General features: G+C 60.4%; 23 protein-coding genes and 3 tRNA genes. 13 read left to right on the forward strand and 13 right to left on the reverse strand.

Annotated elements, in window-relative coordinates:
- The first annotated feature begins 178 nt into the window (after positions 1–178).
- Positions 179–2587 (forward strand): endopeptidase La, encoded by a 2409-nt coding sequence (gene lon / locus ACR0CU_RS04815; protein ID WP_170445728.1) that lies wholly within the window; start codon positions 179–181, stop codon positions 2585–2587.
- Between the two features lie 47 nt (positions 2588–2634).
- Here the strand turns inward: lon and ACR0CU_RS04820 are convergent, their stop codons facing one another.
- Positions 2635–4218, reverse strand: a complete 1584-nt coding sequence (locus tag ACR0CU_RS04820) for an APC family permease (RefSeq protein WP_170445731.1) — start codon at positions 4216–4218, stop codon at positions 2635–2637.
- A gap of 95 nt (positions 4219–4313) precedes the next feature.
- Positions 4314–4388: transfer RNA gene (locus tag ACR0CU_RS04825), tRNA-Val, on the reverse strand.
- A 561-nt stretch (positions 4389–4949) separates the two neighbouring features.
- On the opposite strand from ACR0CU_RS04825, the gene ACR0CU_RS04830 reads away from it, so the two are divergent.
- The 4 genes from ACR0CU_RS04830 to uvrA all read left to right on the forward strand — a co-directional run bounded on the left by ACR0CU_RS04830 (position 4950) and on the right by uvrA (position 8778).
- Positions 4950–5026 (forward strand) — tRNA-Asp (locus tag ACR0CU_RS04830).
- Positions 5027–5076: 50 nt separating this feature from the next.
- Positions 5077–5153 (forward strand) — tRNA-Asp (locus ACR0CU_RS04835).
- Between the two features lie 92 nt (positions 5154–5245).
- Positions 5246–5815 (forward strand): methyltransferase domain-containing protein, encoded by a 570-nt coding sequence (locus ACR0CU_RS04840; protein ID WP_170445734.1) that lies wholly within the window; start codon positions 5246–5248, stop codon positions 5813–5815.
- A gap of 104 nt (positions 5816–5919) precedes the next feature.
- A complete protein-coding gene (uvrA, locus tag ACR0CU_RS04845; protein ID WP_170371139.1) occupies positions 5920–8778 on the forward strand; it encodes an excinuclease ABC subunit UvrA in 2859 nt (952 codons plus the stop codon).
- A gap of 12 nt (positions 8779–8790) precedes the next feature.
- Here uvrA and ACR0CU_RS04850 read toward each other — a convergent pair whose 3' ends face one another.
- The 4 genes from ACR0CU_RS04850 to ACR0CU_RS04865 form a co-directional block, all read right to left on the reverse strand.
- On the reverse strand, positions 8791–9180 hold the full coding sequence (locus ACR0CU_RS04850) for a hypothetical protein (RefSeq protein ID WP_170371138.1): 390 nt from the start codon (positions 9178–9180) through the stop codon (positions 8791–8793).
- Positions 9181–9282: 102 nt separating this feature from the next.
- On the reverse strand, positions 9283–10155 hold the full coding sequence (gene mmsB / locus ACR0CU_RS04855; RefSeq protein WP_170445736.1) for a 3-hydroxyisobutyrate dehydrogenase: 873 nt from the start codon (positions 10153–10155) through the stop codon (positions 9283–9285).
- Positions 10156–10158: 3 nt separating this feature from the next.
- On the reverse strand, positions 10159–11193 hold the full coding sequence (locus ACR0CU_RS04860; RefSeq protein WP_170445739.1) for an enoyl-CoA hydratase/isomerase family protein: 1035 nt from the start codon (positions 11191–11193) through the stop codon (positions 10159–10161).
- 7 nt (positions 11194–11200) lie between these two features.
- Positions 11201–12343 carry an acyl-CoA dehydrogenase family protein gene (locus ACR0CU_RS04865; RefSeq protein ID WP_170445743.1) on the reverse strand — a complete coding sequence of 381 codons (1143 nt, stop codon included), beginning with the start codon at positions 12341–12343 and terminating at the stop codon, positions 11201–11203.
- A 174-nt stretch (positions 12344–12517) separates the two neighbouring features.
- Here ACR0CU_RS04865 and ACR0CU_RS04870 point away from each other — a divergent pair, with 174 nt between their 5' ends.
- Positions 12518–13375, forward strand: a complete 858-nt coding sequence (locus tag ACR0CU_RS04870; RefSeq protein WP_170389967.1) for a hypothetical protein — start codon at positions 12518–12520, stop codon at positions 13373–13375.
- A 3-nt stretch (positions 13376–13378) separates the two neighbouring features.
- Here ACR0CU_RS04870 and ACR0CU_RS04875 read toward each other — a convergent pair whose 3' ends face one another.
- Positions 13379–14494 (reverse strand): carboxylate-amine ligase, encoded by a 1116-nt coding sequence (locus ACR0CU_RS04875; RefSeq protein WP_170339368.1) that lies wholly within the window; start codon positions 14492–14494, stop codon positions 13379–13381.
- 143 nt (positions 14495–14637) lie between these two features.
- Between ACR0CU_RS04875 and ACR0CU_RS04880 the strand changes: the two genes are divergently transcribed.
- Positions 14638–15483, forward strand: coding sequence for a class I SAM-dependent methyltransferase (locus ACR0CU_RS04880; RefSeq protein ID WP_170363547.1), 846 nt, complete (start codon positions 14638–14640; stop codon positions 15481–15483).
- A 75-nt stretch (positions 15484–15558) separates the two neighbouring features.
- On the forward strand, positions 15559–16035 hold the full coding sequence (locus ACR0CU_RS04885) for a fasciclin domain-containing protein (RefSeq protein ID WP_170338788.1): 477 nt from the start codon (positions 15559–15561) through the stop codon (positions 16033–16035).
- Between the two features lie 56 nt (positions 16036–16091).
- Here ACR0CU_RS04885 and ACR0CU_RS04890 read toward each other — a convergent pair whose 3' ends face one another.
- Positions 16092–16688, reverse strand: coding sequence for a L,D-transpeptidase (locus ACR0CU_RS04890; RefSeq protein WP_437342527.1), 597 nt, complete (start codon positions 16686–16688; stop codon positions 16092–16094).
- A gap of 1 nt (position 16689) precedes the next feature.
- Between ACR0CU_RS04890 and ACR0CU_RS04895 the strand changes: the two genes are divergently transcribed.
- Positions 16690–16893 carry a hypothetical protein gene (locus ACR0CU_RS04895; protein WP_170444108.1) on the forward strand — a complete coding sequence of 68 codons (204 nt, stop codon included), beginning with the start codon at positions 16690–16692 and terminating at the stop codon, positions 16891–16893.
- 16 nt (positions 16894–16909) lie between these two features.
- Here the strand turns inward: ACR0CU_RS04895 and ACR0CU_RS04900 are convergent, their stop codons facing one another.
- Positions 16910–18409, reverse strand: a complete 1500-nt coding sequence (locus ACR0CU_RS04900; protein WP_170445746.1) for a CoA-acylating methylmalonate-semialdehyde dehydrogenase — start codon at positions 18407–18409, stop codon at positions 16910–16912.
- Positions 18410–18510: 101 nt separating this feature from the next.
- Between ACR0CU_RS04900 and ACR0CU_RS04905 the strand changes: the two genes are divergently transcribed.
- The 3 genes from ACR0CU_RS04905 (at position 18511) to coaD (ending at position 20489) form a co-directional block, all read left to right on the forward strand.
- Entirely contained in the window at positions 18511–19413 is a 903-nt protein-coding gene (locus tag ACR0CU_RS04905) for a LysR family transcriptional regulator (protein ID WP_170445749.1), read from the forward strand.
- Positions 19414–19474: 61 nt separating this feature from the next.
- Entirely contained in the window at positions 19475–19912 is a 438-nt protein-coding gene (locus ACR0CU_RS04910) for a CBS domain-containing protein (RefSeq protein ID WP_170445751.1), read from the forward strand.
- An 85-nt stretch (positions 19913–19997) separates the two neighbouring features.
- On the forward strand, positions 19998–20489 hold the full coding sequence (gene coaD, locus ACR0CU_RS04915; protein ID WP_093961954.1) for a pantetheine-phosphate adenylyltransferase: 492 nt from the start codon (positions 19998–20000) through the stop codon (positions 20487–20489).
- On the opposite strand, the gene gap (ACR0CU_RS04920) is transcribed toward coaD, so the two are convergent.
- The 3 genes from gap (ACR0CU_RS04920) to gap (ACR0CU_RS04930) all read right to left on the reverse strand — a co-directional run bounded on the left by gap (ACR0CU_RS04920) (position 20481) and on the right by gap (ACR0CU_RS04930) (position 22794).
- Entirely contained in the window at positions 20481–21485 is a 1005-nt protein-coding gene (gene gap, locus ACR0CU_RS04920) for a type I glyceraldehyde-3-phosphate dehydrogenase (protein ID WP_170339359.1), read from the reverse strand. The genes coaD and gap (ACR0CU_RS04920) overlap by 9 nt on opposite strands.
- Before the next feature lie 92 nt (positions 21486–21577).
- Positions 21578–21721 (reverse strand): hypothetical protein, encoded by a 144-nt coding sequence (locus tag ACR0CU_RS04925; RefSeq protein ID WP_170338780.1) that lies wholly within the window; start codon positions 21719–21721, stop codon positions 21578–21580.
- A gap of 71 nt (positions 21722–21792) precedes the next feature.
- Complete coding sequence (gap, locus tag ACR0CU_RS04930; protein WP_170339356.1) at positions 21793–22794, reverse strand: type I glyceraldehyde-3-phosphate dehydrogenase; 1002 nt, start codon at positions 22792–22794, stop codon at positions 21793–21795.
- A 182-nt stretch (positions 22795–22976) separates the two neighbouring features.
- Here gap (ACR0CU_RS04930) and ACR0CU_RS04935 point away from each other — a divergent pair, with 182 nt between their 5' ends.
- A complete protein-coding gene (locus ACR0CU_RS04935; RefSeq protein ID WP_093961957.1) occupies positions 22977–23948 on the forward strand; it encodes a DUF808 domain-containing protein in 972 nt (323 codons plus the stop codon).
- Positions 23949–24005: 57 nt separating this feature from the next.
- Here the strand turns inward: ACR0CU_RS04935 and tkt are convergent, their stop codons facing one another.
- Positions 24006–26027 (reverse strand): transketolase, encoded by a 2022-nt coding sequence (gene tkt, locus ACR0CU_RS04940; protein WP_170595092.1) that lies wholly within the window; start codon positions 26025–26027, stop codon positions 24006–24008.
- Between the last annotated feature and the right edge of the window lie 126 nt (positions 26028–26153).

The raw sequence follows: 26153 nt of genomic DNA on the forward strand, positions 1-26153 counted from the left end.
TATGTTGCCGCGATGCCTTGCAGTCGGGGAAACCTCGGGCCATTCTGATTTGTACAGGTAAGGCGACGAGGTTGAAATGGGGCGGTCCGCGCCCCACCTTTATCGTCCGAGAAAGGAGATGGCCGACGGCTGCCTGAAACAGGGGTCAGTGCCATCTTGCCAATGATAAGGATAGAGCATGCAAGAGCCTCTTAATTCCTCATACCCCGTTCTGCCGCTGCGCGACATTGTCGTGTTTCCGCACATGATCGTCCCGCTGTTCGTGGGGCGTGAAAAGTCGGTGCGCGCGCTGGAAGAGGTGATGCAGGATGACAAGCAAATTCTGCTGTCCAGTCAAGTTGACCCTTCCGTCGACGACCCGACCCAGGACGGTATCTACCGCAGCGGCGTTCTGGCAAATGTCCTGCAGCTGCTCAAGCTGCCCGATGGCACGGTCAAAGTGCTGGTCGAAGGGCAGGCACGCGTCAAGATTTCGGAGTTCATTGAGAATGAAGAATTCTTTGAGGCCCGCGCCGAATACCTGACCGAAATTCCCGGCGACGTTACGACGACGCAGGCGCTTTTGCGCACTGTCGCCGATGAGTTCGAGCGGTACGCCAAGGTTCGCAAAAACATCCCGGAAGAAGCCCTGACCGCTGTCAGTGAGACAACCGATCCGGCGAAACTGGCCGATTTGGTTTCGGGTCACCTTGGCATCGAGGTCGAACAGAAGCAGGACCTGCTGGAAACGCTCAGCATCAGCGAGCGTCTGGAAAAGGTCTATGGCCTGATGCAGGGCGAGATGTCGGTTCTTCAGGTCGAGAAGAAGATCAAGACCCGCGTCAAGTCGCAGATGGAGAAGACCCAGCGCGAATACTATCTGAATGAGCAGATGAAGGCCATTCAGAAGGAGCTGGGCGATGGCGAGGACGGCGCGAACGAGATCGCCGAGCTGGAAGCCAAGATCGCTGAGACCAAGCTTTCGAAAGAAGCCCGCGAAAAGGCGGAAGGCGAGCTTAAAAAGCTCAAGAACATGTCGCCGATGTCGGCCGAAGCGACCGTGGTGCGCAACTATCTGGATTGGATCCTGTCGCTGCCTTGGGGCACCAAGTCTCGGGTCAAGAAAGACCTTGGCCGGGCGCAGCAGATCCTCGATGCCGATCACTATGGCCTCGAAAAGGTCAAGGAGCGGATCGTCGAGTATCTGGCGGTTCAGCAGCGCTCGAAGAAGCTGAAAGGCCCGATCATGTGCCTTGTCGGCCCTCCGGGCGTGGGCAAGACCTCGCTTGGCAAGTCGGTCGCCAAGGCCACGGGGCGCGAGTTCATCCGCATCTCGTTGGGTGGGGTGCGCGATGAATCCGAGATTCGCGGCCACCGCCGGACCTATATCGGCTCGATGCCCGGCAAGATCATCCAGGCGCTGAAAAAGGCGAAAACCACGAACCCGCTGATCTTGCTCGATGAAATCGACAAGATGGGGCAGGATTTCCGTGGTGATCCGGCTTCGGCCATGCTCGAGGTGCTGGACCCGGAACAGAACAGCACGTTCATGGACCACTACCTTGAGGTCGAATATGACCTGTCGAACGTGATGTTCCTGACCACGTCGAACAGCTACAACATGCCTGGGCCGCTTCTGGACCGGATGGAGATCATCCCTCTGGCCGGCTACACCGAGGACGAAAAGCGCGAAATCGCGAAGCAGCACCTGATCTCGAAGCAGGTGAAGAACCACGGGCTGAAAGCCAAAGAGTTCGAGCTGACCGATGAGGCGCTGACCGCGATCATTCGCACCTATACCCGCGAGGCCGGTGTGCGGAATCTTGAGCGCGAGATTGCCAAGGTGGCGCGCAAATCGTTGACCCGGATCATCAAGAACGAGACCGACCGGGTTGTCGTGACGGCTGAGAACCTGCACGAGTTCCTGGGTGTACCCAAGTTCCGTTACGGTTTGGCTGAACAGGATGATCAGGTCGGCGTTGTGACCGGTCTGGCCTGGACCTCGGTCGGTGGCGACCTGCTGCATATCGAGGCGTTGAAGCTGCCAGGCAAGGGTCGGATGAAGACCACAGGCAAGCTGGGCGATGTGATGAAAGAATCCATCGATGCGGCTTCGTCCTATGTGCGGTCGATTTCGCCTCAGATCGGGGTCAAGCCGCCGCAGTTCGACAAGATCGACATCCATGTGCACGTGCCTGACGGCGCGACGCCCAAGGATGGACCCAGCGCCGGCCTGGCGATGGTGACTTCGATCGTGTCGGTTCTGACCGGTATCCCGGTCCGCAAGGACATCGCAATGACGGGCGAAGTGTCGCTGCGTGGTAACGCCATGCCGATCGGCGGGTTGAAGGAGAAACTGCTCGCAGCTCTGCGGGGTGGCATCAAGACGGTGCTTATTCCGGAAGAGAACGAGAAGGATCTGGCCGACATCCCCGAAAACGTGAAGGAAGGGCTGGAGATCATCCCGGTCAAGCACGTGTCCGAAGTTCTGGAGCGCGCACTGGTGCGCAAACCTGAGCCGATCGAATGGGACGAGGCCGCCGAAGAAGCCGCGGCCGCAGCGGCCAAGGCTTCGGAAAACAGTGGACCATCAGCCACGGCGCACTGATCTGAAAACAACGAGAAGGGCGGGGAATAATCCCCGCTCTTTCTGATTCAAAGCCCGATTACAGGTTTTGATGGGTCCAGAACTTCTTCCTCGTCTATGTAGCGCTGGAATTTCTCAGGGGGCAGGGCGGACCGGACTGCGATCCAAAAAATGGTCGATGACAGCAGGGTGCACAACAAGATGTCCCACCCGAACGGGATCAGGTGCAGCGCACCGTCTCCGAATTGACCAAGAAACGAGATCAACCCCAGTCCAGCCAGATAGGGCGCGAGCCACAAGGCCTGTTTGAGATCCATCTGTTCCAGGCGTCCCCGAAACCGCGCCAAAAGCAGGAGCAGTCCGATCAGAAGGGTGATGCCCAGGCGCCAGACCGTATCCCAGCCGCTCCAGTAGACGATCAGAGTTGCAATCGCAAAGGCCAGCATTCCGACAAAACCAACCGCTGGAACGCGGATCGAGCGGGGCCTGTCTGGCAATAGGCTGCGCAGGCATACAACGGCGATGGGGCCGACGGCGAAGGACAGGACGATCGCTGCCCCGTTCAGGGCGATCACCGTCTCAAAGGGAATGGTCAAAAGGAAAAGAGTGCCAATCAGGAAGTTGAGCACCAGCGCCCAGATGGGCACGCCAAATGCCGACAGGTGTTGGATGCGCGCGGGCAGAAACCCGTTCTGCGACAGTGCCATCGCGATCCGAGCGTTCGAGCCGGTGGCCACTAGGGCGTTTCCGAACGGTCCGATCACCGAGCCGACGTTTAGGATGCTGATGAACCACAATATCCCAACGGACATTATGACCCCGTCCAAAGGGCCTTCTCCGGCAAAACTCAGCTTGGCCCAGCCCTGCGCCAGCATCTGAGGGTCGAGCGAGCCGATGAAAGCGATCTGCAGGCCCAGATAGATCGCCGCACACATGATGATCGACAATACAAGCGCCGCCGGAATGTCGAATTTCGGGTTTCGCACCTCGCCTGCCATGTCGACCACATGCCTGAACCCGATGAACGAAAAGATTACCCCACCTGTCGAAACGGCGGCCATTATTCCCTTGAGCCCATACGGTGCGAACCCCTCGGGCTGCGTGAAGTTCTCGGCATTGAAACGTGAAAGGATCAGCACCACGGACAACAGGATTGGAATGGCCACTTTTGCGCTTGTTATCATTGTGTTGACCCGCGCAAAGAACTTTACGCCAAGCATGTTGATCAGGACGAAGAACACCATGAATGCCAAGGCCACAGCCTGTCCGGGCGCGGTCAGGTCACCAGATGGCGCATGCAGCCAGCGTGCATAGGGTGCGAGGTAGGACAGCATCGCCTCAACCTCGATCGGAGCGGTCGTGTTGTACCCGATCCAGGCAGTCCAACCCATCGTCATGGCGACGATATTGCCGTGTGAAAACTGCGGAACCCGAGCGATCCCTCCGGGGATCGGCAACATGGCAGAGATTTCGGCGAATGTGATGGCTAGAATGAACATTGCGACGGCCCCGATGACCCAGGACAAAACGGCCGCGGGGCCTGCGTGCTGAACGGCCAGAAGCGGCCCGAACAGCCATCCTGAGCCAATGATTCCTCCGACAGATATGAATGTTAGACCCACCAGGCCGATGTCGCGCTTTAGTTCGGCCATGCATGTCCCTGATTGCCATGCCGGTGCTGCACCGGCCCGAACTCAAGGATAGACGCCGAGTCTCATCCGTTTCAAGCGTTGAAAAAGTGAGGGAATGGTGGGTGATAAGAGATTTGAACTCCTGACATCTTCGATGTGAACGAAGCGCTCTACCACTGAGCTAATCACCCGTAGGGCGGCGTATTACAGTGCTTTTTATCCGGCTGCAAGAGGGGAGATACGCGGTATTTTCGCTATATCCGGACAAGACCGATTGGGTCCTGTGATTGGGCTTTTGCCCTGTCCGACAACTTTGGGCGTCTAACACGTAGCGCAGCCCAAATGCGGTCAATGCGGCGAGCCAGCTGCGCTAGATTGAAACCGGAACAAATGAAGCCTTGGTATGAACCAGACACTGATCGCTGAATTCGTTTCGGAACTAGGAAACGACTGCAACGGGGGGGACGGCTATGCAAGCCAAGCGAATTGTGTCGAGGGGGATTTTGCAGGGCAATTTGGTAGCAGTCGAAACCGCCGTCTGACTTTTCGTTGGCGAGGTCGCCGTTTTTTTATGGCTCGGCGATGGCAACCAAGGGTTAGGGTGTCTTCGCGCCGGCGCTATCCCAAAGGAGCATGCCAAACGCGCTCGCAAACAAATTTTCCCGTTCCTGCAAAAAACTTGAAAACGCCGCTTGACGATGCCCGGGCGTGGCCATAATACACCCCAACGTTCAGCAATGAACGGGCAGCGGGCGGTTGTAGCTCAGTTGGTTAGAGTACCGGCCTGTCACGCCGGGGGTCGCGGGTTCGAGCCCCGTCAACCGCGCCATCGCTGCCAGCCTTTGATCCGGGCAAACGGATCGACATAGACCCTAATGCGCGGTTGTAGCTCAGTTGGTTAGAGTACCGGCCTGTCACGCCGGGGGTCGCGGGTTCGAGCCCCGTCAACCGCGCCACTTCTCCTCAAAAGTCGTTGCGTTGCCTGTGGACACAGGGCTGCTTTTCTGGACAATCGGTCCCGGCAGGTAGCACGCAGTCGGGGTTTTCGATGGTCAGCTTGAACCGCGTCGTCATGGTTCGGGAAAGCAAGAAATGGATACGTAGTCTGGTTCCCGAGGCGCTGGACTGCGCCGAAATTTCGGGAAAATGGGGAACGCAGTTCGGATTCCGCAGCCATACCCAGATCTGGCATCGTAAACACGATATCTGCAAAGGCCCGCTGATGGATGAGCGCGCGGAGGTTCGGCAATTCGATCTCATACTCGCCAATCAGGTCTGGGAACATCTTGACCGTCCCTACGAAGCCACTCTGAACGTGCTGGAAATGCTGCGGCCGGGAGGTTGGTTCTGGTTGGCCGTGCCGTTCTTCATCCCGTTCCATGCCGCTCCGCACGACTGTTCGCGTTGGTCCGCGCGGGGATTGCGCAACTTGCTGACCGAATGCGGATTTGATCCGGGAAGTATACAGGCCGCGCAATGGGGCAACCGCCAGGCGGCTTTGCGGAACCTCGAGCAGGTGTGGCCGCCAGTCTATGACCCTGAAACCGACAGTCTGGAGAACGACCCGGATTTTCCGATCTGTGCCTGGGCCATGGCGCGAAAGCCCGAAGACGGGTGAATCAAGTGGAGAAAATCTGCTCGTTCACACTTTGTTCTAACTTTTCGGTTGGAGACTCAGTGTCGCTCGCCTATCTCTAGGACACTTGTGTGTTGGGGGCCTGAATGGCTGAGCTGAAGAATATCGAGGTGCGCGGCGCGCGCGAGCACAACCTGAAAAACATCGACGTGGACATTCCGCGCGATCAGCTGGTTGTCATCACGGGCCTGTCCGGGTCGGGCAAGTCGTCGCTGGCGTTCGACACGATCTATGCCGAAGGCCAGCGCCGCTATGTCGAAAGCCTGTCGGCCTATGCGCGCCAGTTTCTGGACATGATGGAAAAGCCCGATGTGGATCACATCAGCGGCCTGTCGCCGGCGATCTCGATCGAGCAGAAGACCACGTCGAAGAACCCGCGTTCGACCGTGGGAACGGTGACCGAGATCTATGACTATCTGCGCCTGCTGTTCGCGCGCGCAGGCACGCCCTACAGCCCTGCCACCGGTTTGCCGATCGAAGCCCAGCAGGTTCAGGACATGGTCGATCGGATCATGGCGATGGAGGAGGGCACCCGAGGCTATCTGCTGGCGCCCATCGTTCGCGACCGCAAGGGTGAGTACAAGAAAGAGTTTCTGGAACTGCGCAAGCAGGGGTTCCAGCGCGTCAAGGTCGATGGCCAGTTCTACGAACTGGACGAGCCGCCGACGCTGGACAAGAAGTTCCGCCATGACATCGACGTGGTTGTTGACCGGATCGTCGTGCGCGAGGGGATGGAGACCCGCCTGGCCGACAGCCTGCGCACCGCGCTGGACCTGGCCGATGGCATCGCGATACTGGAGACCGCCCCGCGCGAGGGCGAGCCCGAGCGCATCACGTTCTCCGAGAATTTTGCCTGTCCGGTCAGTGGGTTCACCATCCCCGAGATCGAGCCGCGCCTGTTTTCGTTCAACGCGCCCTTTGGGGCTTGCCCGGATTGCGACGGGCTGGGGGTCGAGCTGTTTTTCGATGAACGGCTTGTGGTGCCCGATCAGACCTTGAAACTGTATGACGGCGCACTGGCCCCATGGCGCAAGGGCAAGTCGCCCTATTTCCTGCAAACGATCGAGGCGATCGCGCGCCACTACGAGTTCGACAAGAACACGCCGTGGAAGGACCTTCCGGCGCATGTGCAGCAGGTGTTTCTGCATGGCTCGGGCGATGATGAAATCCAGTTCCGCTATGACGAAGGCGGACGGGTCTATCAGGTGACCCGCAGCTTTGAAGGCGTTATCCCGAACATGGAGCGCCGCTATCGCGAAACCGACAGCGCGTGGATCCGCGAGGAATTCGAACGGTATCAGAACAACCGTCCCTGCCACACTTGCGAGGGCTATCGCCTGCGCCCCGAGGCGTTGGCCGTCAAGATTGCAGGGCTGCATGTCGGTCAGGTGGTCGAAATGTCGATCAAAGAGGCTCTGGCCTGGGTCGAGGACGCGCCGAACCATCTGAGCGCCCAGAAAAACGAGATTGCCCGCGCGATTCTGAAAGAGATCCGCGAGCGGTTGGGGTTTCTGAATAACGTTGGTTTGGAATACCTTACGCTGTCTCGTTCAAGTGGCACCCTGTCAGGCGGCGAAAGCCAGCGCATTCGGCTGGCCAGCCAGATCGGCTCGGGCCTGACCGGCGTGCTTTACGTGCTGGACGAACCCTCGATCGGGTTGCATCAGCGCGACAATGACCGCCTTTTGGGCACCCTGAAGAACCTGCGCGATCAGGGCAACACTGTGATCGTCGTCGAGCATGACGAGGAAGCCATCCGCGAAGCCGACTATGTGTTCGACATCGGCCCCGGTGCCGGCGTGCATGGCGGGCAGGTGGTCAGCCACGGCACGCCCGAGCAGATCGCGGCCGATGCGGCCTCGATTACAGGGCAGTATCTGTCGGGGGTTCGGGAAATTCCGGTGCCCGCCGAGCGGCGCAAGGGGAACAAGAAAAAGGTAACGGTTGTAAAGGCTTCGGGCAACAACCTCAAAGACGTGACGGCCGAGTTTCCGCTGGGCAAGTTCGTCTGCGTGACCGGGGTGTCGGGCGGCGGCAAGTCGACCCTGACGATCGAGACGCTGTTCAAGACCGCCTCGATGCGTCTGAATGGTGCGCGTCAGACGCCTGCGCCCTGCGAAACGATCAAGGGGCTGGAACATCTGGACAAGGTGATCGACATCGACCAGCGGCCCATCGGGCGCACGCCACGGTCGAACCCGGCCACATATACCGGCGCCTTCACCCCGATCCGCGACTGGTTCGCCGGTCTGCCCGAGGCGAAGGCGCGGGGCTACAAGCCCGGGCGGTTCAGTTTCAACGTCAAGGGCGGACGCTGCGAGGCCTGTCAGGGCGACGGAGTCATCAAGATCGAGATGCATTTCCTGCCCGACGTCTATGTCACCTGCGAGACCTGCAAGGGCGCGCGTTACAACCGCGAGACGCTCGAGATCAAGTTCAAGGGCAAGTCCATCGCCGACGTGCTGGATATGACGGTCGAAGACGCGCAGGAGTTCTTCAAGGCCGTACCCTCGATCCGCGACAAGATGGATGCGCTGGCACGCGTGGGGCTGGGCTACATCAAGGTCGGCCAGCAGGCCACGACCCTGTCGGGCGGCGAGGCGCAGCGAGTCAAGCTTTCGAAAGAGCTGGCAAAACGTTCGACGGGCCGGACCCTGTACATTCTGGACGAGCCCACAACCGGCCTGCATTTCGAAGATGTGCGCAAGCTGTTGGAAGTGCTGCATGAACTGGTCGATCAGGGCAATACCGTCGTCGTGATCGAACACAATCTGGACGTGGTGAAAACCGCCGACTGGATCATCGACATCGGCCCTGAGGGTGGCGATGGCGGCGGCGAGATCGTTGCCGTGGGCGCCCCGGAAGAGGTCGCCGAATGCGAGCGCAGCCACACCGGGCGATACCTCAAGCCGATGCTGAACCCCGAACGCGTGGCGGCCGAATAGGCTGCCTGCGCGTCAGTACAGAATATCCGCCACCGCGCCGATAAGGTTCAGCACTTTGCGCGTATCGGGGTCGATTCTGTAGACGTAGTCGCCCGCGCGAACGTAGTTGCCGCCACGTTTCAGGCCATAGCGGTACGGATCGTCGATCCAGACATAGTCGCGATCAATCCGGTCTCCGACCTTGTACCAGTTCTTGGCCTGACCGGGCGGGACGCAGGGCACGGCCTTCTTGGCCAACCCGGGCGGGCAATTGGCAACGGATTTTGCGCCCTTCTGCGGGGCCACACGTTCGACCGAGAACGTGTCCTTGGTCTTTCCTTTGCCTTTGCTGTTGTCAGCCAGTGTCGCGACCGGGGTCAGTGACAGGCCGGCAAGCAGTGCAATATGCATAAGTGTCTTCATGGGCGGTTCCCCTCGGTTTGTCGCGCCGTCATGCCGCGTTTCCCGATATTTTGGAATGACCGCCCGAAGTGCAAGCCCTGGGCGGCGAAATGCCGCCCAAGCTCAGCTGCGGCCGCGCTTTTCGAACCGGGGCAGCATGGCCGAGAAATCCATTCCCTTGCCGTCTTCGGCTTCGACGAACTGTTCGTAAAGCGCAGTGGCGATCTGGCCCATCGGCGTGTCGGCGTCGGCGCTTTCGGCGGCCTGCTGGCTGAGCCGCAGGTCCTTGAGCATCAGCTCGGCAGCGAAACCGGGCTTGTAGCCGTTGTCCGCAGGTGACTGCGGCCCGACACCGGGGGCGGGGCAATAGGCGTTCATGCTCCAGCTGTAGCCCGACGAGGTGCTGACCACGTCGAACATCTTCTGCCGGTCCAGACCGAGCTTGTCGGCCAAGGCAAAGGCCTCGCAAGTGGCGATCATGGTGACACCCAGGATCATGTTGTTGCAGATCTTGGCGGCCTGACCGGCGCCCGCCGCGCCGCAATGCACCGCCTTCTGGCCCATGATGTCGAACAGCGGGGCCGCCTTGGCAAAGGCCGCGTCCGAGCCGCCGGCCATGAAGGTCAGCGTGCCCGCGGCCGCGCCACCGATTCCGCCCGAAACCGGCGCGTCCACGGCCAGAAGCCCGGCCTGTTCGGCCTGCTCCGCTACGGCGCGGGCGCTGTCCACATCGACGGTCGAACAGTCGATGAACACCGCGCCTTTCTCCATGTGCGGAATGATCTGATCGGCCACCGCGCGCAGAATGACGCCATTGGGCAGCATGGTGATGACCGCCTCGGCGCCGCGGACCGCATCAGTGGCCGTTTCGGCCTTGGTCACGCCCTCGACCGACACGCCCGCGGTGTCGAACCCGGTCACGTCGTGACCGGCCTTGGCCAGATTGGCCGCCATCGGCGCGCCCATGTTGCCCAGGCCAATGAATCCGATCTTCATGTTTCACTCCTCCTCGAATGTCAGCGTGTCCGCGCCCAGCGGCATCAGCATCCGTGATACCGCCGTGGCCGGCACGTTCATGTCCGCAAACTGCCTTTTCGGGTTGCGGTCCTTGTCGATGATCTGCGCCCGGATGCCCTCGAGAAAATCGCCGTGCTCCATCGATCGGAAGGTAAAGCGGTATTCCAGCTCCAGCGCCTTGCGCATGGTCAGGGCGGGGCCGCGCAGGCGGTGCAGCATCTCGATCGTGCAGGCCATGGACAGCGGCGAATTGCGGCCCATCGCCTCAAGCGCTCCACGGGTGAATTCGTTGTCGCCATTGCGCAGGTCGGTCAGCACGTCGCCCAGGGTTTCCCCACCGAAGAAACGGTCGATGTCGTCCTGCGGCAAGGTGCGGTCCGGGGCAGGGGCGGCGTGTTCGGCCAGCAGGTCGGCTTGGCCCGAGGCCTCGAGCATCTCGATCATATCGGGCCATTGCTCCTGCGGGATGAAGTGGTCGGCGAACCCGGCATAGATCGCGTCGCCCGGACCCATGCGCGCGCCAGTGACGCCCAGATATTCGCCCAGCCGCCCCGGCGCCAGCGCCAGCAGCAGCGACCCGCCCACATCCGGCACCAACCCGATCGAGCATTCGGGCATCGCGATCTTCGAGCTTTCGCCGACGATCCGGTGTGTCCCGTGACAGCCAATGCCTACGCCGCCGCCCATCGTAAAGCCTTGCAGGAAACTGACCACCGGCTTGGGATATTCAAAGATCATCGCGTTCAGGCGGTATTCATCGCGCCAGAACTTCTGCCCATAGGCATAGTCGCCCTTGGTGCCCGTTGTGTACAACTCGGCGATGTCTCCGCCCGCGCAAAAGGCCTTTTCGCCCTCGGCATCCAGGATGACCAGATCGACCTCGTCATCCTCGCGCCAATTGCGCAGGGCGGTGTCGATGGCCATGCACATCGCATAGCTCAGCGCATTCAGCGCCTTGGGCCGGGTCAGGGTGATCCGGCCGGCGCGGCCCGTGGTGCGAATGTCGATATCGGACATGAAAACCTCAGCGATGGGCGAGCAGTTGGCGGGCGACGATCACGCGCATGATCTCGTTCGTGCCTTCCAGAATTTGATGCACCCGCAGATCGCGCACAAGCTTTTCGATGCCGTAGTCGGCCAGATAGCCGTAGCCGCCATGCAGCTGCAGGCACTGATCGACCACTTTCGATCCGGTCTCGGTCACGAATTTCTTGGCCATCGCGCAGAATTTGGTGGCGTCGGGCGTGCCCTGATCCAGCTTCCATGCGGCCTGACGCAGGAAGGTGCGGGCGGCCTGCAGTTCGATCTCCATGTCGGCCAGCCGGAATTGCAGGGCTTGAAACTGGTCGATGGTCTGGCCGAAGGCCTTCCGCTCGGACATGTATTGCAGCGTCATATCCAGCCCCGCCTGCGCCGCGCCCAGCGAGCATGAGGCGATGTTCAGGCGCCCGCCATCCAGACCCATCATCGCGTATTTGAACCCGTCGCCCTCGGTCCCGACAAGGTTTTCGGCCGGGATCTTGCAGTCGTCGAACTGGACCTGCGCAGTGGGCTGGCTTTTCCAGCCCATCTTCTGTTCCAGCGCGCCGAAGCTGAGGCCCGGTGTGCCATCCTCGACATAGACGGTCGAGATCCCCTTGGGCCCGTCGCCGCCTGTGCGCACCATGCAGACATAGGCATCGGAATAGCCGCCGCCCGAGATGAAGGCCTTGGTGCCGTTCAGCGAATAGCCCTCGTTGGTCCGCTCGGCCCGCATCTTGAGCGCCGCCGCATCCGAGCCCGAGCCCGGTTCGGTCAGACAATAGCTGAGCACCGTGTTCAGGCTGAGAACGTCGGGCATGATGCGCGATTTCAGTTCGTCGCTGGCAAAGCTGTCCAGCATCTTGGCGCACATGTTGTGGATCGACAGAAAGGCCGCGACCGAGGGGCAGGCCATCGACAGCGCCTCGAACACCAGCGTGGCGTCCAGACGGGTCAGGCCCGAGCCGCCGCTTTCTTCGGACACGTACAGCCCGCCAAAGCCCAGTTCGCCGACCTTGGGCCACAGATCCTTGGGGATGGTGCCCTCGGCCTCCCACTGGCGGGCGAAAGGTGCGATCTGTTCTTGCCCGAACGCGTAGGCCATATCGAAAATGGCCGTCTGTTCCTCTGTCAGCGCGAAATCCATGGCCGGTCTCCCCCTTGTGGCGACGTGAATTGAACGACTGTTTATTTATTGCGCAATCCTTACAGAAATTTTTCACGCGGAGCAAACCCCGTGATGCACATGCGCCGGATTTGGGCGATTGCCAAAAGGCGGTTATGCTGAGCCATTCGTTTTATTGATTGATCGGAGTTGTGGATGTCGAATTACAAGATGGCCGTGGTTGCGATACACGGAATGGGCAGCCAGTCGGTCGGACCGAACCAGCCGTCCTCGGTGCCGACGTTTTCGAGCGACTTGCACGACCGGGTGGGGCGGCAGTTGGGCCAGGACATGAGCAAGGTTGCCTGGCACGAGGTGATCTGGGCGCAAATCCTGCAGGGCCGGCAGATGGACTATCTGAACAGCATAAGCCCCTATACGGGCTATGACCGCACGCGCCGTTTCGTTGTGTGCAACCTGTCTGACGCGGCATCCTATCGCCCGACCCCCGACGGCAGCGACAAGACCTATGCCGCGATCCATGAACGAGTTGCGCAGGTGATACGCATCGTCCGGTTTCAGATCGGCGAGCGTGCCCCCATCCTGATCGTCGCCCATTCCCTGGGTGGGCACATTATGTCGAACTACATCTATGACCTTCAGCGCCATCTGCGCCACGGTGGATTGCCGCAGCACGGCGTTCCGGTGGAGGACATGCAAACAGTGGCCGGGTTGGTCACGTTTGGCTGCAACATCCCGATCTTTCTGTTCGCCTATCCCGAACAGGACATCACGCCGATCCAACGCCCCAACCAGGAATTGCCACTGACCCTGCAATTCCATAACTGGTGGCAGAACTATTATGACAAGCACGACGTTCTTGGCTTTCCCCTCGGACCGATCGCGCCCAGCTATGGGCAGCTTGTCGGGACGGGTGAGATCACCGATCAGGCTATTCGGGTCGGGAATATCTTTACCGGATGGAATCCGTTTTCGCACAATGGGTATTGGAAAGCCCGCAGCCTGTACGAGCCCGTGGCCGACCGGATCAGACAGATCCTGAATGCGGTATGAGAGTCACAGATCAGCGTGGAATTCGTCAATCAGGTGTCGGACCACGGCCTGGCCTGGATCGTCGCCATTGGCCAGCGCTTCGGCGTGAACGCGACGCTGCCGCGTGGCCGAGGTACCGCTCTCGGCGATCTGACGCAAACGGGCCAACTCGGCCATGGTGCCCAATGCTTCGGCATCTTCGGCCAGCATGCCCATCAACTCGCCCATCAGGTCGGGCATCGGTTTGATCGAGCGGTCTCCGAAGTCGATCAGACCTTCGCCCACGCCGTAGCGCTGCGCGCGCCAACGGTTTTCGCCGATCAGGAACCGATCATATTGCCGCCAGCGCAGGTTGCGGTCTTTCAGACGGCAGAGCATTCGGGTCAGTGCCTGTACCATGGCCGCCAGCGACAGCGCGTGTTCCATGCGAGGCTGCACATCCATGATCCGCGTCTCGAGCGTCGGATAGCTGTGCGACGGTCGAAGGTCCCACCAGATTTTCGAGGTATCCTCGATTACGCCCAATTCGACCAGGACACCGGTGGTGCGCTCGTATTCGGACCAGCTGCCAAAAACAGGGGGCAGGCCGGTGCGGGGCAGGTTGTCGAACACCGTCAGGCGATACGAGGACAGCCCGGTATCCTGTCCGTTCCAGAAGGGTGATGAGGTTGAAAGCGCCAGGAGGTGGGGCAGGAAATAACATAGTTGCGGCAGGATATCGGCGCGCTGAGCGGGGTCGTCTACACCGACATGCACATGCATCCCGCAGATTAGCATGCGCCGGGCGACACCCCCCAGCGCGTGTTGCAGGTTGTCATACCGCTCTTTTCGCGTGTGGTGCTGGTCTTTCCAATCCGCAAACGGGTGGCAGGATACAGCGATGGGCGACAGGTTGTGCTCGGCAGCGCGCTTGGCGACACAGGACCTCAGCCGCCTGAGGTCCTCACGTGCGGACTTGACCGTCGTATGCGGGCGGGTCCCAACCTCGATCTGGCATTGCAGGAATTCCGGGCTGACCTGGCCTTCAAAATCCGCCTGGCAGGCCTGCATCAATGCCTCAGGCGCCTGAGCCAGCTGCAAGCTGTCGCGATCGACAAGCAGGTATTCCTCTTCGATGCCGATCGTGAAATCCTGCTGCATGTGCGGGCCTCCCGTTCCCTTTTGGGATCAGTGAATACGGAATCCGCTCTTTTGCCAAGGCTTTGGCGCCATCGACCTTGCGCTGACCCGTGCGCCAACGGTAAGCACCGCAGAAGCCAAACAGATAATCGGAGCCGTGTGTCGTGAAACCCAGGAAATTCCCGAAGCTCAATGCATTCTTGGACAGGTTCGGCACACGGTTGATCGACAAGGCCCCCGAGAGGGATGAGCGGGCACGGCTTGAAGCATTCGAGCGGGCAGGCGGCCTGACCCGACCGGCCTATGCCCTGTCACCCGGGATGGAAGGGTTCGATATTGCCGAACTGGTCTCCGAGTATGCGGTCCATGCCGAAGCACTGGCTGCTTTGAAGGATCCTGAGCGGAACCAGACCGGCTACCGGATCGGCAACGGGTACTACGACAGTCCGGACGCCGACGCCCTGTACTTGATGATCCGGCGGTTCAAGCCGAAACGTGTCGTTGAGGTCGGATGTGGAAACTCCACCCGTGTTACCCGGCAAGCCGTTCTTGATGGCGGCTTGGAAACCCGTATCACGGCGGTTGACCCGTATCCGCGCGCAGACATCGCGCATGTGGTTGATCAATTCGAACAGAAACGACTGGAAGAGGTCGACGCATCCGTGTTCGATCAGCTCGAGGCCGGTGACGTTCTTTTCATCGACTCGAGCCATGTCGTGCGCATGAGCAATGACGTAGCGCATCTGTTCTGCCGCATCATTCCGAACCTGAAATCAGGCGTCGTGATCCATGTCCACGATGTTTTTTTGCCCTATGAATATCCCAAGCGGTTTTTCTATGACTGCCCGGGTTGGGGCGAGCAGTACATGCTGCACGCGTTGCTGCAATCTGGTTCGTTTTCAATGCTTTGGCCCGGCTACTACCTTCAGCAGGCGCGTCCCGATGCCGTCGAAGCCTTGCCCTTTCTGACAGAAGGCCGAGCGCAGAGTATCTGGGTTCAGAAGCGGTAAAGCAGATTTTTTCGTGATCCGCTTTTCGAAAGCGCGCGTACCCCTTTCCATATCACGCTGGAGAGGAGACTAAACATGTTCCGTCGTACATTCATGGGTGCCGCAGCCGCCGTCGCACTCGCACTGCCGATGAAAGCCCAAGCTGCAGACATCGTGGACACCGCCGTTTCGGCAGGGTCGTTCAACACGCTGGTCGCCGCTGTGCAGGCCGCCGGTCTGGTGGACACGCTGAAGGGCAAAGGCCCTTACACGGTGTTCGCGCCCACCGATGAAGCGTTCGCCGCTCTGCCCGAGGGCACCGTCGAGACGCTGCTGATGCCCGAAAACAAGGATCAGCTGGTCGCCATCCTGACCTATCACGTTGTGCCGGCTAAGGTGATGTCGGGTGACATTGCAGGAAAGCGCGCGAAGGTCCTAACCGTTCAGGGCGAGCGTCTGAGCGTCAATGCCAAGAATGGCGTCAAGGTTGACGGAGCGAATGTCGTTCAGGCCGACATCGAAGCCAGCAACGGTGTCATCCACGTTGTCGACACGGTTCTGATCCCCGAGTAATCAAGCCACTCGCCACAAAATCGAAGCCCCGGTCGATCAGCCGGGGCTTTGTCGTTTCACAGCAGTCTGACTTTTGTTCCGATCTGGACCAGAGGATACAGTTCCTCGACATGCTGGTTGTACAACCCGATGCACCCGGATGAACTTTGGCGTCCGATCTTGCGGGTGTCATGTGTGCCATGCACCAGGTAAGCCGGCCAGGAAAGGTACATGGCGCGAGTGCCAAGTGGGTTGCCCGGATCTCCACCTTCCATGCGGACCGGCAGGTTGGGATCGCGCTCGCGCATCGATGCGGTCGGCGTCCAGCTGGGATTTTCCGCTTTGCGCACGACTTCGGTGTAGCCGCGTTTGGTCAGCTCTTCGCTCATGGGAACCGAGCTGGGGTACAGTTTGTAGGTACCGTCAGGACCCCAGTAATGCACCGCGCGGCTGGTTATGTCAGCCAGCAAGCAGCCCACGCCCAGTTCATCGAAGTGATCCTGCCAGTCCTGCTTGGAAAAGGACGATACGTTGCGGCGAACGGGAAGCTGAGTACTGATCGCCTCTTCGGTTTGAGGGAAGGCGTCCTGGCTCTGCGCCCGCAACAAAGTCGGCGACGCCAATACGGATGCTACCCCCAAAAGGGCAGAGCGGCGGGAAATTCTGGTTGTCACGATGGCCTCCTGGCGACTGACTGCTCGAATTTTCGGCCAATTTATGCCGGGCAGAGAGGTGAAGCCAGAGGTCGGTGCTGAAATTCTCGTGAACGCAGTCCGGCTTGCGCAGTTTTTTGCCAAGCAGAAGCTGCACAAGGTGACGGTTGACGGACTGGGTTTGCCTGCGGGCAAAAAGGCCGCCCCAATTTTGGGCGGCCTTTGATCTTTAAGTCAGGGTGTTAGTCCATCGCTTTGAAGTTGAACTCGCCACCTTCCTTGATGCCCGATGGCCAGCGCGACGTCACGGTCTTGGTGCGAGTGTAGAACTTGAAGCTGTCGGGGCCGTGCTGGTTCAGGTCTCCGAACATGGATTTCTTCCAGCCGCCGAAGGTGTGATAGGCCAGCGGTACCGGGATCGGGACGTTGATACCAACCATGCCGATATTGACCCGGCTGGCGAAATCACGGGCGGTGTCGCCGTCGCGGGTGAAGATCGCGGTGCCGTTGCCGTATTCATGGTCCATCGCCAGCTTAAGCGCCTCTTCGTAGGATCCGGCGCGGACGGTGGACAGAACGGGGCCGAAGATCTCCTGCTTGTAGATTTCCATGTCGGGGGTGACATGGTCGAACAGGTGGGGGCCAACAAAGAAACCGTCTTCATAGCCCTGCAGTTTGAAGTCGCGGTTGTCGACCACCAGCTTCGCGCCCTGTTCCACGCCCGAGTTGATCAGGCCCAGGATGCGTTCTTTGGCGGCGGCGGTCACGACCGGCCCCATGTCGACGTCGTCGCCGGCGGTATAGGGACCGACCTTCAGCTTCTCGATGCGCGGCACCAGCTTCTCGATCAACGCGTCAGCGGTTTCCTCGCCCACCGGAACGGCCACCGAAACGGCCATGCAGCGTTCGCCGGCAGCGCCGAAACCGGCGCCCACCAGCGCGTCGGCGGCCTGATCCAGGTCCGCGTCGGGCATGACGATCATGTGGTTCTTGGCCCCACCAAAGCACTGGGCGCGCTTGCCGTTCGCCGTGGCGCGCGAATAGATGTATTGTGCGATGGGGGTCGAGCCGACGAAGGACACACCCTGAATGATCTGGCTGTCCAGTAGGGTGTCCACGGCTTCCTTGTCGCCGTTGACGACCTGGAACACACCTTTGGGCAGACCGGCCTCGACGAACAGTTCGGCCAGCATCAGCGGCACCGATGGGTCACGTTCCGAGGGCTTCAGCACCACCGCGTTGCCGCAGGCGAGTGCAGGGCCGACATGCCACAGGGGCATCATGGCCGGGAAGTTGAACGGCATAATGGCGGCGACAACGCCCAGCGGCTGGCGCATGGAATACATGTCGATGCCGGGGCCCGCACTGTCGGTGAATTCACCCTTCAGCATCTGCGGGGCGCCGATACAGTATTCGATCACTTCAAGCCCGCGCTGCAGGTCGCCTTTGGCGTCGGGCAGTGTCTTGCCGTGCTCGCGGCTCAACGCTTCGGCCAGCTTGTCCATGTCGCGATGCATCAGGTGGACCATCTGCATCATCACGCGAGCGCGTTTTTGCGGGTTGGTCGCGCCCCATGCGGGCTGGGCTGCAGCGGCGTGTTCGATTGCTGCCGTCGTCTCGGCGGCGCTGGCCATCGGGCATTTGTACTGAACCTCGCCCGTGGCAGGGTTGTAGACGTCGTCAAATCGACCGGATGTGCCGGGCGTGTATTCGCCGTTGATGAAATGGGTCAGGTCTTGCATCGCAAACTCCTCCGCTGAATTTGCGCGCAGCATAGGCTTGCATAAATCTCATGAACAGAGGCAATATCCCAAAAGAGTTTTGCAAAAATGCAGGGGTGGGGATGGATCCGAACTGGGATGACATGCGCGTATTCCTCGCGGTTGCGCGTGAGGAAAGCCTGTCTTCGGCGGGGCGGTTATTAAAGATCGATCCGGCGACAGTCGGGCGGCGGGTTTCCCGGTTGGAAGCAGCACTGAAAGCGCCGCTTTTCACGAAGTCACCGCAGGGCTACGTACTGACCTCGGCCGGAGAGCGACTGTTCGAGCACGCTCAAGGCGCTGAAGAGGCGATGCGCGCAGCGGCTGGCGCGATGGAGGGCGCGACCAAGTCGCTGAGTGGTCAAATCCGGATTGGTGCTCCGGACGGAAGCGCCAACTATCTGCTGCCACAAGTCTGCGCCAAAATCAGCGACTCGAATCCCGACCTGGACATACAGATCCTGGCCTTGCCGCGGATCATCAACCTGTCGCGCCGCGAGGCGGATATGGCCATCACCGTCAGCGCCCCAACGGCCGGCAAGCTGCTGGTGCAAAAGATCAGCGACTACAAGCTGCATATGGTGGCAACAGCCGACTATCTTTCGCGGCATGGTCCCATTCGCTCGGTCAGTGAGCTGAAGGGTCACCGCATGATCGGTTATATCCCGGACATGATCTTCGACCGCGAGCTCGATTACCTCAACGATCTGGGTATTGATCGTGTCCCACTTGCATCGAACTCGGTCTCGGTGCAGTTGCGGCAAGCTTCGCTGGGTACCGGGGTATGTATCGCGCATGACTTCACATTGCCATTCCATCCTCAGCTGAAAAAAATTCTGACGGATCAAGTCAGTCTGACGCGCAGCTTTCACCTGGTTCGCCATCAGGGTGATCAACGCAACGAACGGTTGAACCGATTTGCAGAAGCGCTCAGCCGGGGAATTCGCGACGAAGTTGCGCGGCTGGAAGCCGAAGCCCAAGCTTGACAGGTTGATCTAATCGGGCAACGCTTTGGAAAACGGGAAAATTATTTCGGAGGTATTGCCCATGCTTGTACAGGCCATTCTGAAGTCCAAGTCGACGGACGGGGTTGTGACGGTGGCGCCTTCGATGACCGTGTCTGACGCGGCAAAGATTCTGGCCGATAAGCGCATTGGTACGGTGATCGTATCGGAGGACGATGGCGAAACCGCAGCCGGCATCCTCTCGGAACGCGATATCGTGCGGGAATTGGCCGCCAGTGGCAGCGGGTGCCTGACTCAACCGGTAAGCGCCTACATGACCAGGAAACTGGTGACCGCCACCCAACAGGACAAGGTGCAGGACGTTCTCGCTCGCATGACCGAAGGTCGGTTCCGCCACATGCCGATTGTCGAAGATGGCAAATTGATTGGGATCGTCACTCTGGGCGACGTCGTAAAAGCGCAATTGTCCGAACTGGCCATGGAAAAAGATGCCCTGCAGGGCATGATCATGGGGCACTAGTCCCATCTGACGACATTGCGGCCTCTTGCAGCTGCGGAAAACTTGTGTTTGCTTGCGCAGAAATTTTCTTGCTCAGGAGGGCGCGATGCGGGTTGGATTATATCCGGGAACCTTTGACCCCATCACCATGGGTCATATCGATATCATCCGCCGGGCAGCCATGCTGGTCGACAAGCTGGTGATTGGCGTCGCGATCAACCGCGACAAGGGTCCGTTGTTTTCGCTGGAAGAGCGGGTGGCCATGATCGAGGCAGAATGCGCCTACCTGACCGAACAGACCGGCACTGAAATTGTTGCGCATCCGTTCGAAAACCTGCTGATAGACTGCGCCCGGGACGTAGGGGCGCAGATCATCGTACGCGGCCTGCGTGCTGTTGCCGATTTCGAATATGAATTTCAGATGGTTGGGATGAACCGGGCGCTCGACGATTCGATCGAGACCGTGTTCCTGATGGCCGAAGCCCGACACCAGGCGATTGCCTCGAAACTGGTCAAGGAAATCGCCCGGCTGGGTGGGGACGTGTCGAAATTCGTCACGCCCCAGGTCAATATCGCACTGAAAGAGCGGTTAGGCTAGGGCGCCCATCGCGGCAGCGGTGTCCAGCATCCGGTTCGAGAAACCCCACTCGTTGTCATACCAGGCCAGAACACGGACCAGCGTGCCGTCGGTCACCTTGGTTTCGGCCAGCGACACGGTCGAGCTGTGGGAATCGTGGTTGAAATCGATCGAGATCAACGGGCGGGTTTCCGCAGCCAGAACGGTCGGGATCTTGGCCGCGGCCTCGGTGAACAGGGCGTTGACCTCGTCTTCGGTGGTGGGGCGCGATACCTCGACCACCAAGTCGACGACCGAGACATTCGGGGTGGGAACCCGGATCGCCTGACCGGTCAGCTTGCCCTGCAACTGCGGCAGAACCAGCCCCACGGCCGAGGCCGCGCCGGTGGTGGTCGGGATCATCGACAGGGCAGCCGCGCGCGACAGGTACGGGTCCTTTCCGGCAGTGTCATGCACCGGCTGGCTGGCGGTGTAGGCGTGCACCGTGGTCATGTTGCCGTGTACGATACCCAAGCCCGCATCCAGCGCGGCAGCGACCGGCGACAGGCAGTTGGTGGTGCAGGATGCGTTGGAAACCACGGTGTCGGCGGCGGTCAGATCGTGGTCGTTCACGCCGAACACCACGGTTTTAACCTCGCCATCCCCGCGCGCCGGCGCCGAGATCAGAACCTTTTTCGCGCCGTTCTTGAAATGGCGAGATGCAGCTTCGCGCGTGCGGAACACGCCGGTGCATTCCAGAACCACGTCGACGTCCGACCAATCAAGCGCCTCGGGGTCGCGCTCGCTGGTCAACCGGATCGGGCCGGCGCCTACGTCCAGCCCGGCCTCGGTCAGGGTGACCGGCTTGGTGTAGCGGCCATGCACGCTGTCGAACTCAAACAAATGCGCATTCATTTCAGGCTTGGCGAGGTCGTTGATCGCGACGATCTGCACATCCGTACGACCGCTTTCCATCAGGCCGCGCAGGACACCGCGCCCGATCCGTCCAAATCCGTTGATTGCAAGTTTGAGTGTCATGTCGCGCTCCGTCTGAATGGCCGCTAAGCCGCGATTGAAATCAGTTAGCGCTAACAAAGGCAGTCAGGCGAAAATGTCAAGCAAAACCTCTGTCAGCGCCAGAACGCGACCCAGTCGAGAAAGTCGTAGAACTTCTTGCCGAGGAACAGGAGGTGCTCGGTTCCAAACAGCGCGAAATCCAGCATCAGACCACCAAGGATGAGGACTCCCAGCCAGATCGCGATTTGGTTTGTCATTGCTGCTCCGAACAAAAAAGCCCGCCCAGATAACCTGAGCGGGCGACGCGGTTCAAGCGGTCTTGATGAGATCAGTTAAGCCGTCCCATGGCGACGGCCACATCGGCCATGCGTACTGAGAAGCCCCATTCGTTGTCGTACCACGCCAGCACGCGAACCATACGGCCGTCCACGACGCGGGTCTGGTCGGGCGCGAAGATCGAGCTTTCCTCGGTGTGGTTGAAATCGGTCGACACCAGGGGGGCGGGTTCATAGCCCAGGACGCGCTGCATCGGCCCCTTGGCGGCCTCGGCGACGATGGCGTTGACTTCGTCGACGGTCACTTCGCGCGCGGCGCGGAAGGTCAGGTCGACGGCGGACACGTTCGGCGTGGGCACGCGAATGGCCGAACCGTCCAGGCGCCCCTTGAGGTTCGGCAGAACCTCGCCCAGCGCCTTGGCGGCACCGGTGCTGGTGGGGATCATCGACATGGCGGCGGCGCGGGCGCGGTACAGGTCGCTGTGGCGGCGATCCAGCGTGGGCTGGTCGCCGGTATAGGCGTGGATCGTGGTCATGATGCCGTTTTCGATGCCGATGCCTTCGTCCAGAACCTTGGCAAGCGGGGCAAGGCAATTCGTGGTGCACGAGCCATTCGACACCATCCTGTCGTTGGCGGTCAGGCTGTTGTGGTTGACGCCGAACACGATCGTTTTGTCCACGTTCTTGCCCGGAGCCGACAGCAGAACCTTTTGAGCGCCACGTTCAAGGTGTGTTTTCGCCTTCAGCCCGTCGTTGAACTTGCCGGTGCATTCCAGAACGACGTCACAGCCTTCCCAGTCCAGCTCGTTCATGTCGTAGGTCGAGAACATCTGCATCGGCCCGCGACCCAGGTCCATCGTGTTGCCGCTGATCGAGACGTCGCGCGGAAAGCGGCCGTGGATGCTGTCGTATTTCAGCAGATGCGCCGAGGTTTCAAGCGGTCCGGTGGCGTTGACCTTGATCACTTCGATGTCGTTGCGGCCTGACGCGGCAATGTGCGACAGGGTACAGCGGCCGATGCGGCCAAAACCATTGATGCCGACCTTGATGGTCATGTGACGTCTCCAAATCCGCTTGTGTTCCGGGCGATATAGCGATGATCGGTCCATCTAAAAAGATAGAAAATACCATATTTGCAATGTGTTAGCGCAAACTTGGCGTGGTTGCGCTAACGCTTGCGCTAGCTGTCGGATCGGTTAGGGTCCAAAGTGCGACGGATGAACGGAAAGGATGCGGCATGAGCGGTTTGCTGGCCCTGTTGGACGATGTGGCGGGAATCGCCAAGGTGGCGGCGGCCTCGGTCGACGATGTTGCGGCGGCTGCCGGCAAGGCGGGGGCCAAGACCGCCGGTGTGATCATCGATGACGCGGCCGTTACGCCGAAATACGTCCAAGGGTTTGCTCCAGCGCGCGAGTTGCCGATCATCTGGCGCATCGCGCGCGGGTCGATGTTCAACAAGGTCATTCTGCTGCTGCCTGTGGCGCTGTTGCTGGCGAACTTCGCGCCGTGGCTGATAACGCCCTTGCTGATGATCGGCGGCTCATACCTGTGTTTCGAGGGCGCCGAGAAGATTTTTCACGTGCTGTTCCCGCATGGCAGCCACGTGATCGAAGAGGACATGAACGTCCGTGATCCGGGTCATCTGGAGGAGCAGAAGATCAAAGGGGCGATCAAGACCGATTTCATCCTGTCGGCCGAGATCATGACCATCGCTCTTTCTGCAATCGAGGCCCCGAATGTCTGGATGCAGGCGGCGACGCTGGCGGTTGTGGGGATCGGTGTCACGGTTGCCGTCTATGGCTCGGTCGCGTTGATCGTAAAAATGGACGATGTCGGTCTTTATCTGGCAAAGAACGCGCCGACACCGATTGGCCGCGGGCTGGGTCGCGGGCTGGTCAAGGCGATGCCAAAGGTCATGAAGACACTGTCGGTCGTGGGCACGGCGGCGATGCTGTGGGTTGGCGGCTCGATCATGATCCATGGACTCGAGGTGCTGGGCTTTGGCTGGCTCGGCCACCACATCCACGATTGGGCTTATGCGGCCGGTCATGCCGTGTCCGATCAATGGGCCGGCGCGGTGGAGTGGATCAGCAAGGCTGCGATGGACGGCGTGTTCGGGCTGGCCTGGGGGTTCGTTCTGATCCCGTTGGCGACCAAGGTCATCGCACCGCTGTGGCCCAAAAAGGCAGAGCAGACAGCCGACCATTGAGGCCCAAAAGAAAAGGGCGGCACGATGGCCGCCCTTTGATTGCTCGGATCGGCTGGATCAGCCCAGCAATTCCTTGACCTTGGCAACCGTCGCCTCGGCGGTGATGCCGAAATGCTTGTACAGTTCGCCTGCGGGAGCGGACGCGCCAAAGCTCGACATGCCGATGAAACCGGCCTTGGCCTCGCGGCCACGCTCGCCCAGCAGCCAGCGGTCCCAGCCGCCGGCACGGACGGCGGCCTCGATACCGACGCGGACGGGGCCGGCGGGCAGGACCTTCTTGCGATAGGCTTCGTCCTGCTCGGCGAACAGCTCCATGCAGGGCATCGAAACGACGCGGGTGCCGATCCCTTCGGCCTCGAGCATCGCCTTGGCCTCCATGGCCAGCGACACCTCGGACCCGGTGGCGATCAGGATCGCCTGACGCTTGCCCTCGGCCTCGGCCAGAACATAGGCGCCCTGGGCGGTCAGGTTCTTGGCCTTGTGCTGAGTGCGCACGGTCGGAACGCCCTGACGGGTCAGCGACAGGACCGAGGGGCTGTCCTTGAAGGTCAGCGCCAGTTCCCAGGCCTCGGCGGTTTCGACGGTGTCGGCAGGGCGGAACACATAGGTATTCGGCGTTGCGCGCGAGATCGCCAGATGCTCGACCGGCTGGTGCGTCGGGCCGTCTTCGCCCAGACCGATCGAGTCATGGGTCATCACGAAAACGCTGGGGATCTTCATCAGCGCGGCCAAACGCATCGACGGGCGCGCATAGTCGGTGAAGGCCATGAAAGTGCCGCCATAGGGGCGGATGCCACCATGCAGCGCCATGCCGTTCATCGCCGCGGCCATGCCGTGTTCACGGATGCCGTAGTGGATATAGCGGCCCTTGCGGTTTTCCGGCAAGAACACGCCCATATCGGCTGATTTGGTGTTGTTCGACCCGGTCAGGTCCGCCGAACCGCCGACCGTCTCGGTCATGATCGGGTTCACGACGTTCAGCACCTTTTCCGACGAGGCGCGGGTGGCCAGCTTGGGTTGATCCTCGGAAACCTGCTTTTTGAAGGCACGGATGGCGCCAGCCAGCTTCTTCGGCGCCTCGAACGCGTAGGCGCGGTTGAACTCGGCCTGCTTGCGCTCGGACAGTTGGGCAAAACGTTCTTCCCACGCCTTCCGTTCCATTGCGCCACGCGCGCCGATTGCTTCCCACGCGGATTTCACCTCGGTCGGAATTTCGAACGGTCCGTGCGGCCAGCCATATGCATCCTTGGCGGCCTGCAGCTGTTCGGCATCCGTCAACGCGCCGTGACCTTTCGAGGTATCCTGCGCGGCATGCCCCAGCGCGATGTGGCTTTCGCAGGCGATCATGGTCGGTTTCTTCGACGCTTTTGCCTGCACAATCGCCGCATCGATGGCCTTGGGGTCGTGGCCGTCAATCTCGATCACATGCCAGCCCGAAGCGGCGAACCGGCGCACCTGATCAGTACGGTCGGCAATGTCCACGGTGCCGTCGATGGTGATGTTGTTGTTGTCCCAGAACACGATCAGCTTGCTGAGCTCGTGCCGACCGGCCAGGGTGATGGCCTCCTGGCTGACACCTTCCATCAGGCAGCCGTCACCGGCGATCACATAGGTGTAGTGGTCGACAACCTTTTTGCCGTAATGAGCCCGCTGGATTTCTTCGGCCATCGCAAAACCGACGGCATTGGCAATTCCTTGCCCAAGAGGGCCAGTGGTGGTTTCGACACCGTCAATCAGGAAGTTTTCCGGGTGGCCGGCGGTTTTCGCGCCCAGTTGGCGGAAGTTTTTGATCTCGTCCAGAGTAACTGCGCTGTAGCCCGTCAGGTAGAGCAGGGAATAGATCAGCATCGAGCCATGGCCAGCCGACAGGATGAACCGGTCGCGGTCAGGCCAGTTTGGGGCCGAGGCGTCGAATTTCAGGTGTTTTTCAAACAACACGGTCGCGACGTCGGCCATGCCCATCGGCATTCCGGAATGGCCGGAATTGGCGGCGGCGACAGCATCAAGGGTCAGGGTGCGAATGGCCGCAGCCTTCGCCCAGTGTTCAGGGTTGGCATTGCGCAGCGCAGTCAGGTCCACGGGTGTTGTTCCTTTGGATTACGGCAGATTGCGGGCTGAATACCATCCACCCCCCAAAGTGCAAGCGGAACCCGGCGCGGCGCATTGCCATCGCTTCAAGAGTGTTGCTCAAGCCTTTGAAAGCAA

This window comes from Ruegeria sp. BC2, from assembly GCF_056539245.1.

Bases quoted from the DNA above. Each gene is read 5' to 3' on its own strand.
- lon (WP_170445728.1), top strand. From the start codon at position 179: ATGCAAGAGCCTCTTAATTCCTCATACCCCGTTCTGCCGCTGCGCGAC.
- ACR0CU_RS04820 (WP_170445731.1), bottom strand. From the start codon at position 4,218: ATGGCCGAACTAAAGCGCGACATCGGCCTGGTGGGTCTAACATTCATA.
- ACR0CU_RS04840 (WP_170445734.1), top strand. From the start codon at position 5,246: ATGGTCAGCTTGAACCGCGTCGTCATGGTTCGGGAAAGCAAGAAATGG.
- uvrA (WP_170371139.1), top strand. From the start codon at position 5,920: ATGGCTGAGCTGAAGAATATCGAGGTGCGCGGCGCGCGCGAGCACAAC.
- ACR0CU_RS04850 (WP_170371138.1), bottom strand. From the start codon at position 9,180: ATGAAGACACTTATGCATATTGCACTGCTTGCCGGCCTGTCACTGACC.
- mmsB (WP_170445736.1), bottom strand. From the start codon at position 10,155: ATGAAGATCGGATTCATTGGCCTGGGCAACATGGGCGCGCCGATGGCG.
- ACR0CU_RS04860 (WP_170445739.1), bottom strand. From the start codon at position 11,193: ATGTCCGATATCGACATTCGCACCACGGGCCGCGCCGGCCGGATCACC.
- ACR0CU_RS04865 (WP_170445743.1), bottom strand. From the start codon at position 12,343: ATGGATTTCGCGCTGACAGAGGAACAGACGGCCATTTTCGATATGGCC.
- ACR0CU_RS04870 (WP_170389967.1), top strand. From the start codon at position 12,518: ATGTCGAATTACAAGATGGCCGTGGTTGCGATACACGGAATGGGCAGC.
- ACR0CU_RS04875 (WP_170339368.1), bottom strand. From the start codon at position 14,494: ATGCAGCAGGATTTCACGATCGGCATCGAAGAGGAATACCTGCTTGTC.
- ACR0CU_RS04885 (WP_170338788.1), top strand. From the start codon at position 15,559: ATGTTCCGTCGTACATTCATGGGTGCCGCAGCCGCCGTCGCACTCGCA.
- ACR0CU_RS04895 (WP_170444108.1), top strand. From the start codon at position 16,690: ATGGCCTCCTGGCGACTGACTGCTCGAATTTTCGGCCAATTTATGCCG.
- ACR0CU_RS04900 (WP_170445746.1), bottom strand. From the start codon at position 18,409: ATGCAAGACCTGACCCATTTCATCAACGGCGAATACACGCCCGGCACA.
- ACR0CU_RS04905 (WP_170445749.1), top strand. From the start codon at position 18,511: ATGGATCCGAACTGGGATGACATGCGCGTATTCCTCGCGGTTGCGCGT.
- ACR0CU_RS04910 (WP_170445751.1), top strand. From the start codon at position 19,475: ATGCTTGTACAGGCCATTCTGAAGTCCAAGTCGACGGACGGGGTTGTG.
- coaD (WP_093961954.1), top strand. From the start codon at position 19,998: ATGCGGGTTGGATTATATCCGGGAACCTTTGACCCCATCACCATGGGT.
- gap (WP_170339359.1), bottom strand. From the start codon at position 21,485: ATGACACTCAAACTTGCAATCAACGGATTTGGACGGATCGGGCGCGGT.
- ACR0CU_RS04925 (WP_170338780.1), bottom strand. From the start codon at position 21,721: ATGACAAACCAAATCGCGATCTGGCTGGGAGTCCTCATCCTTGGTGGT.
- gap (WP_170339356.1), bottom strand. From the start codon at position 22,794: ATGACCATCAAGGTCGGCATCAATGGTTTTGGCCGCATCGGCCGCTGT.
- ACR0CU_RS04935 (WP_093961957.1), top strand. From the start codon at position 22,977: ATGAGCGGTTTGCTGGCCCTGTTGGACGATGTGGCGGGAATCGCCAAG.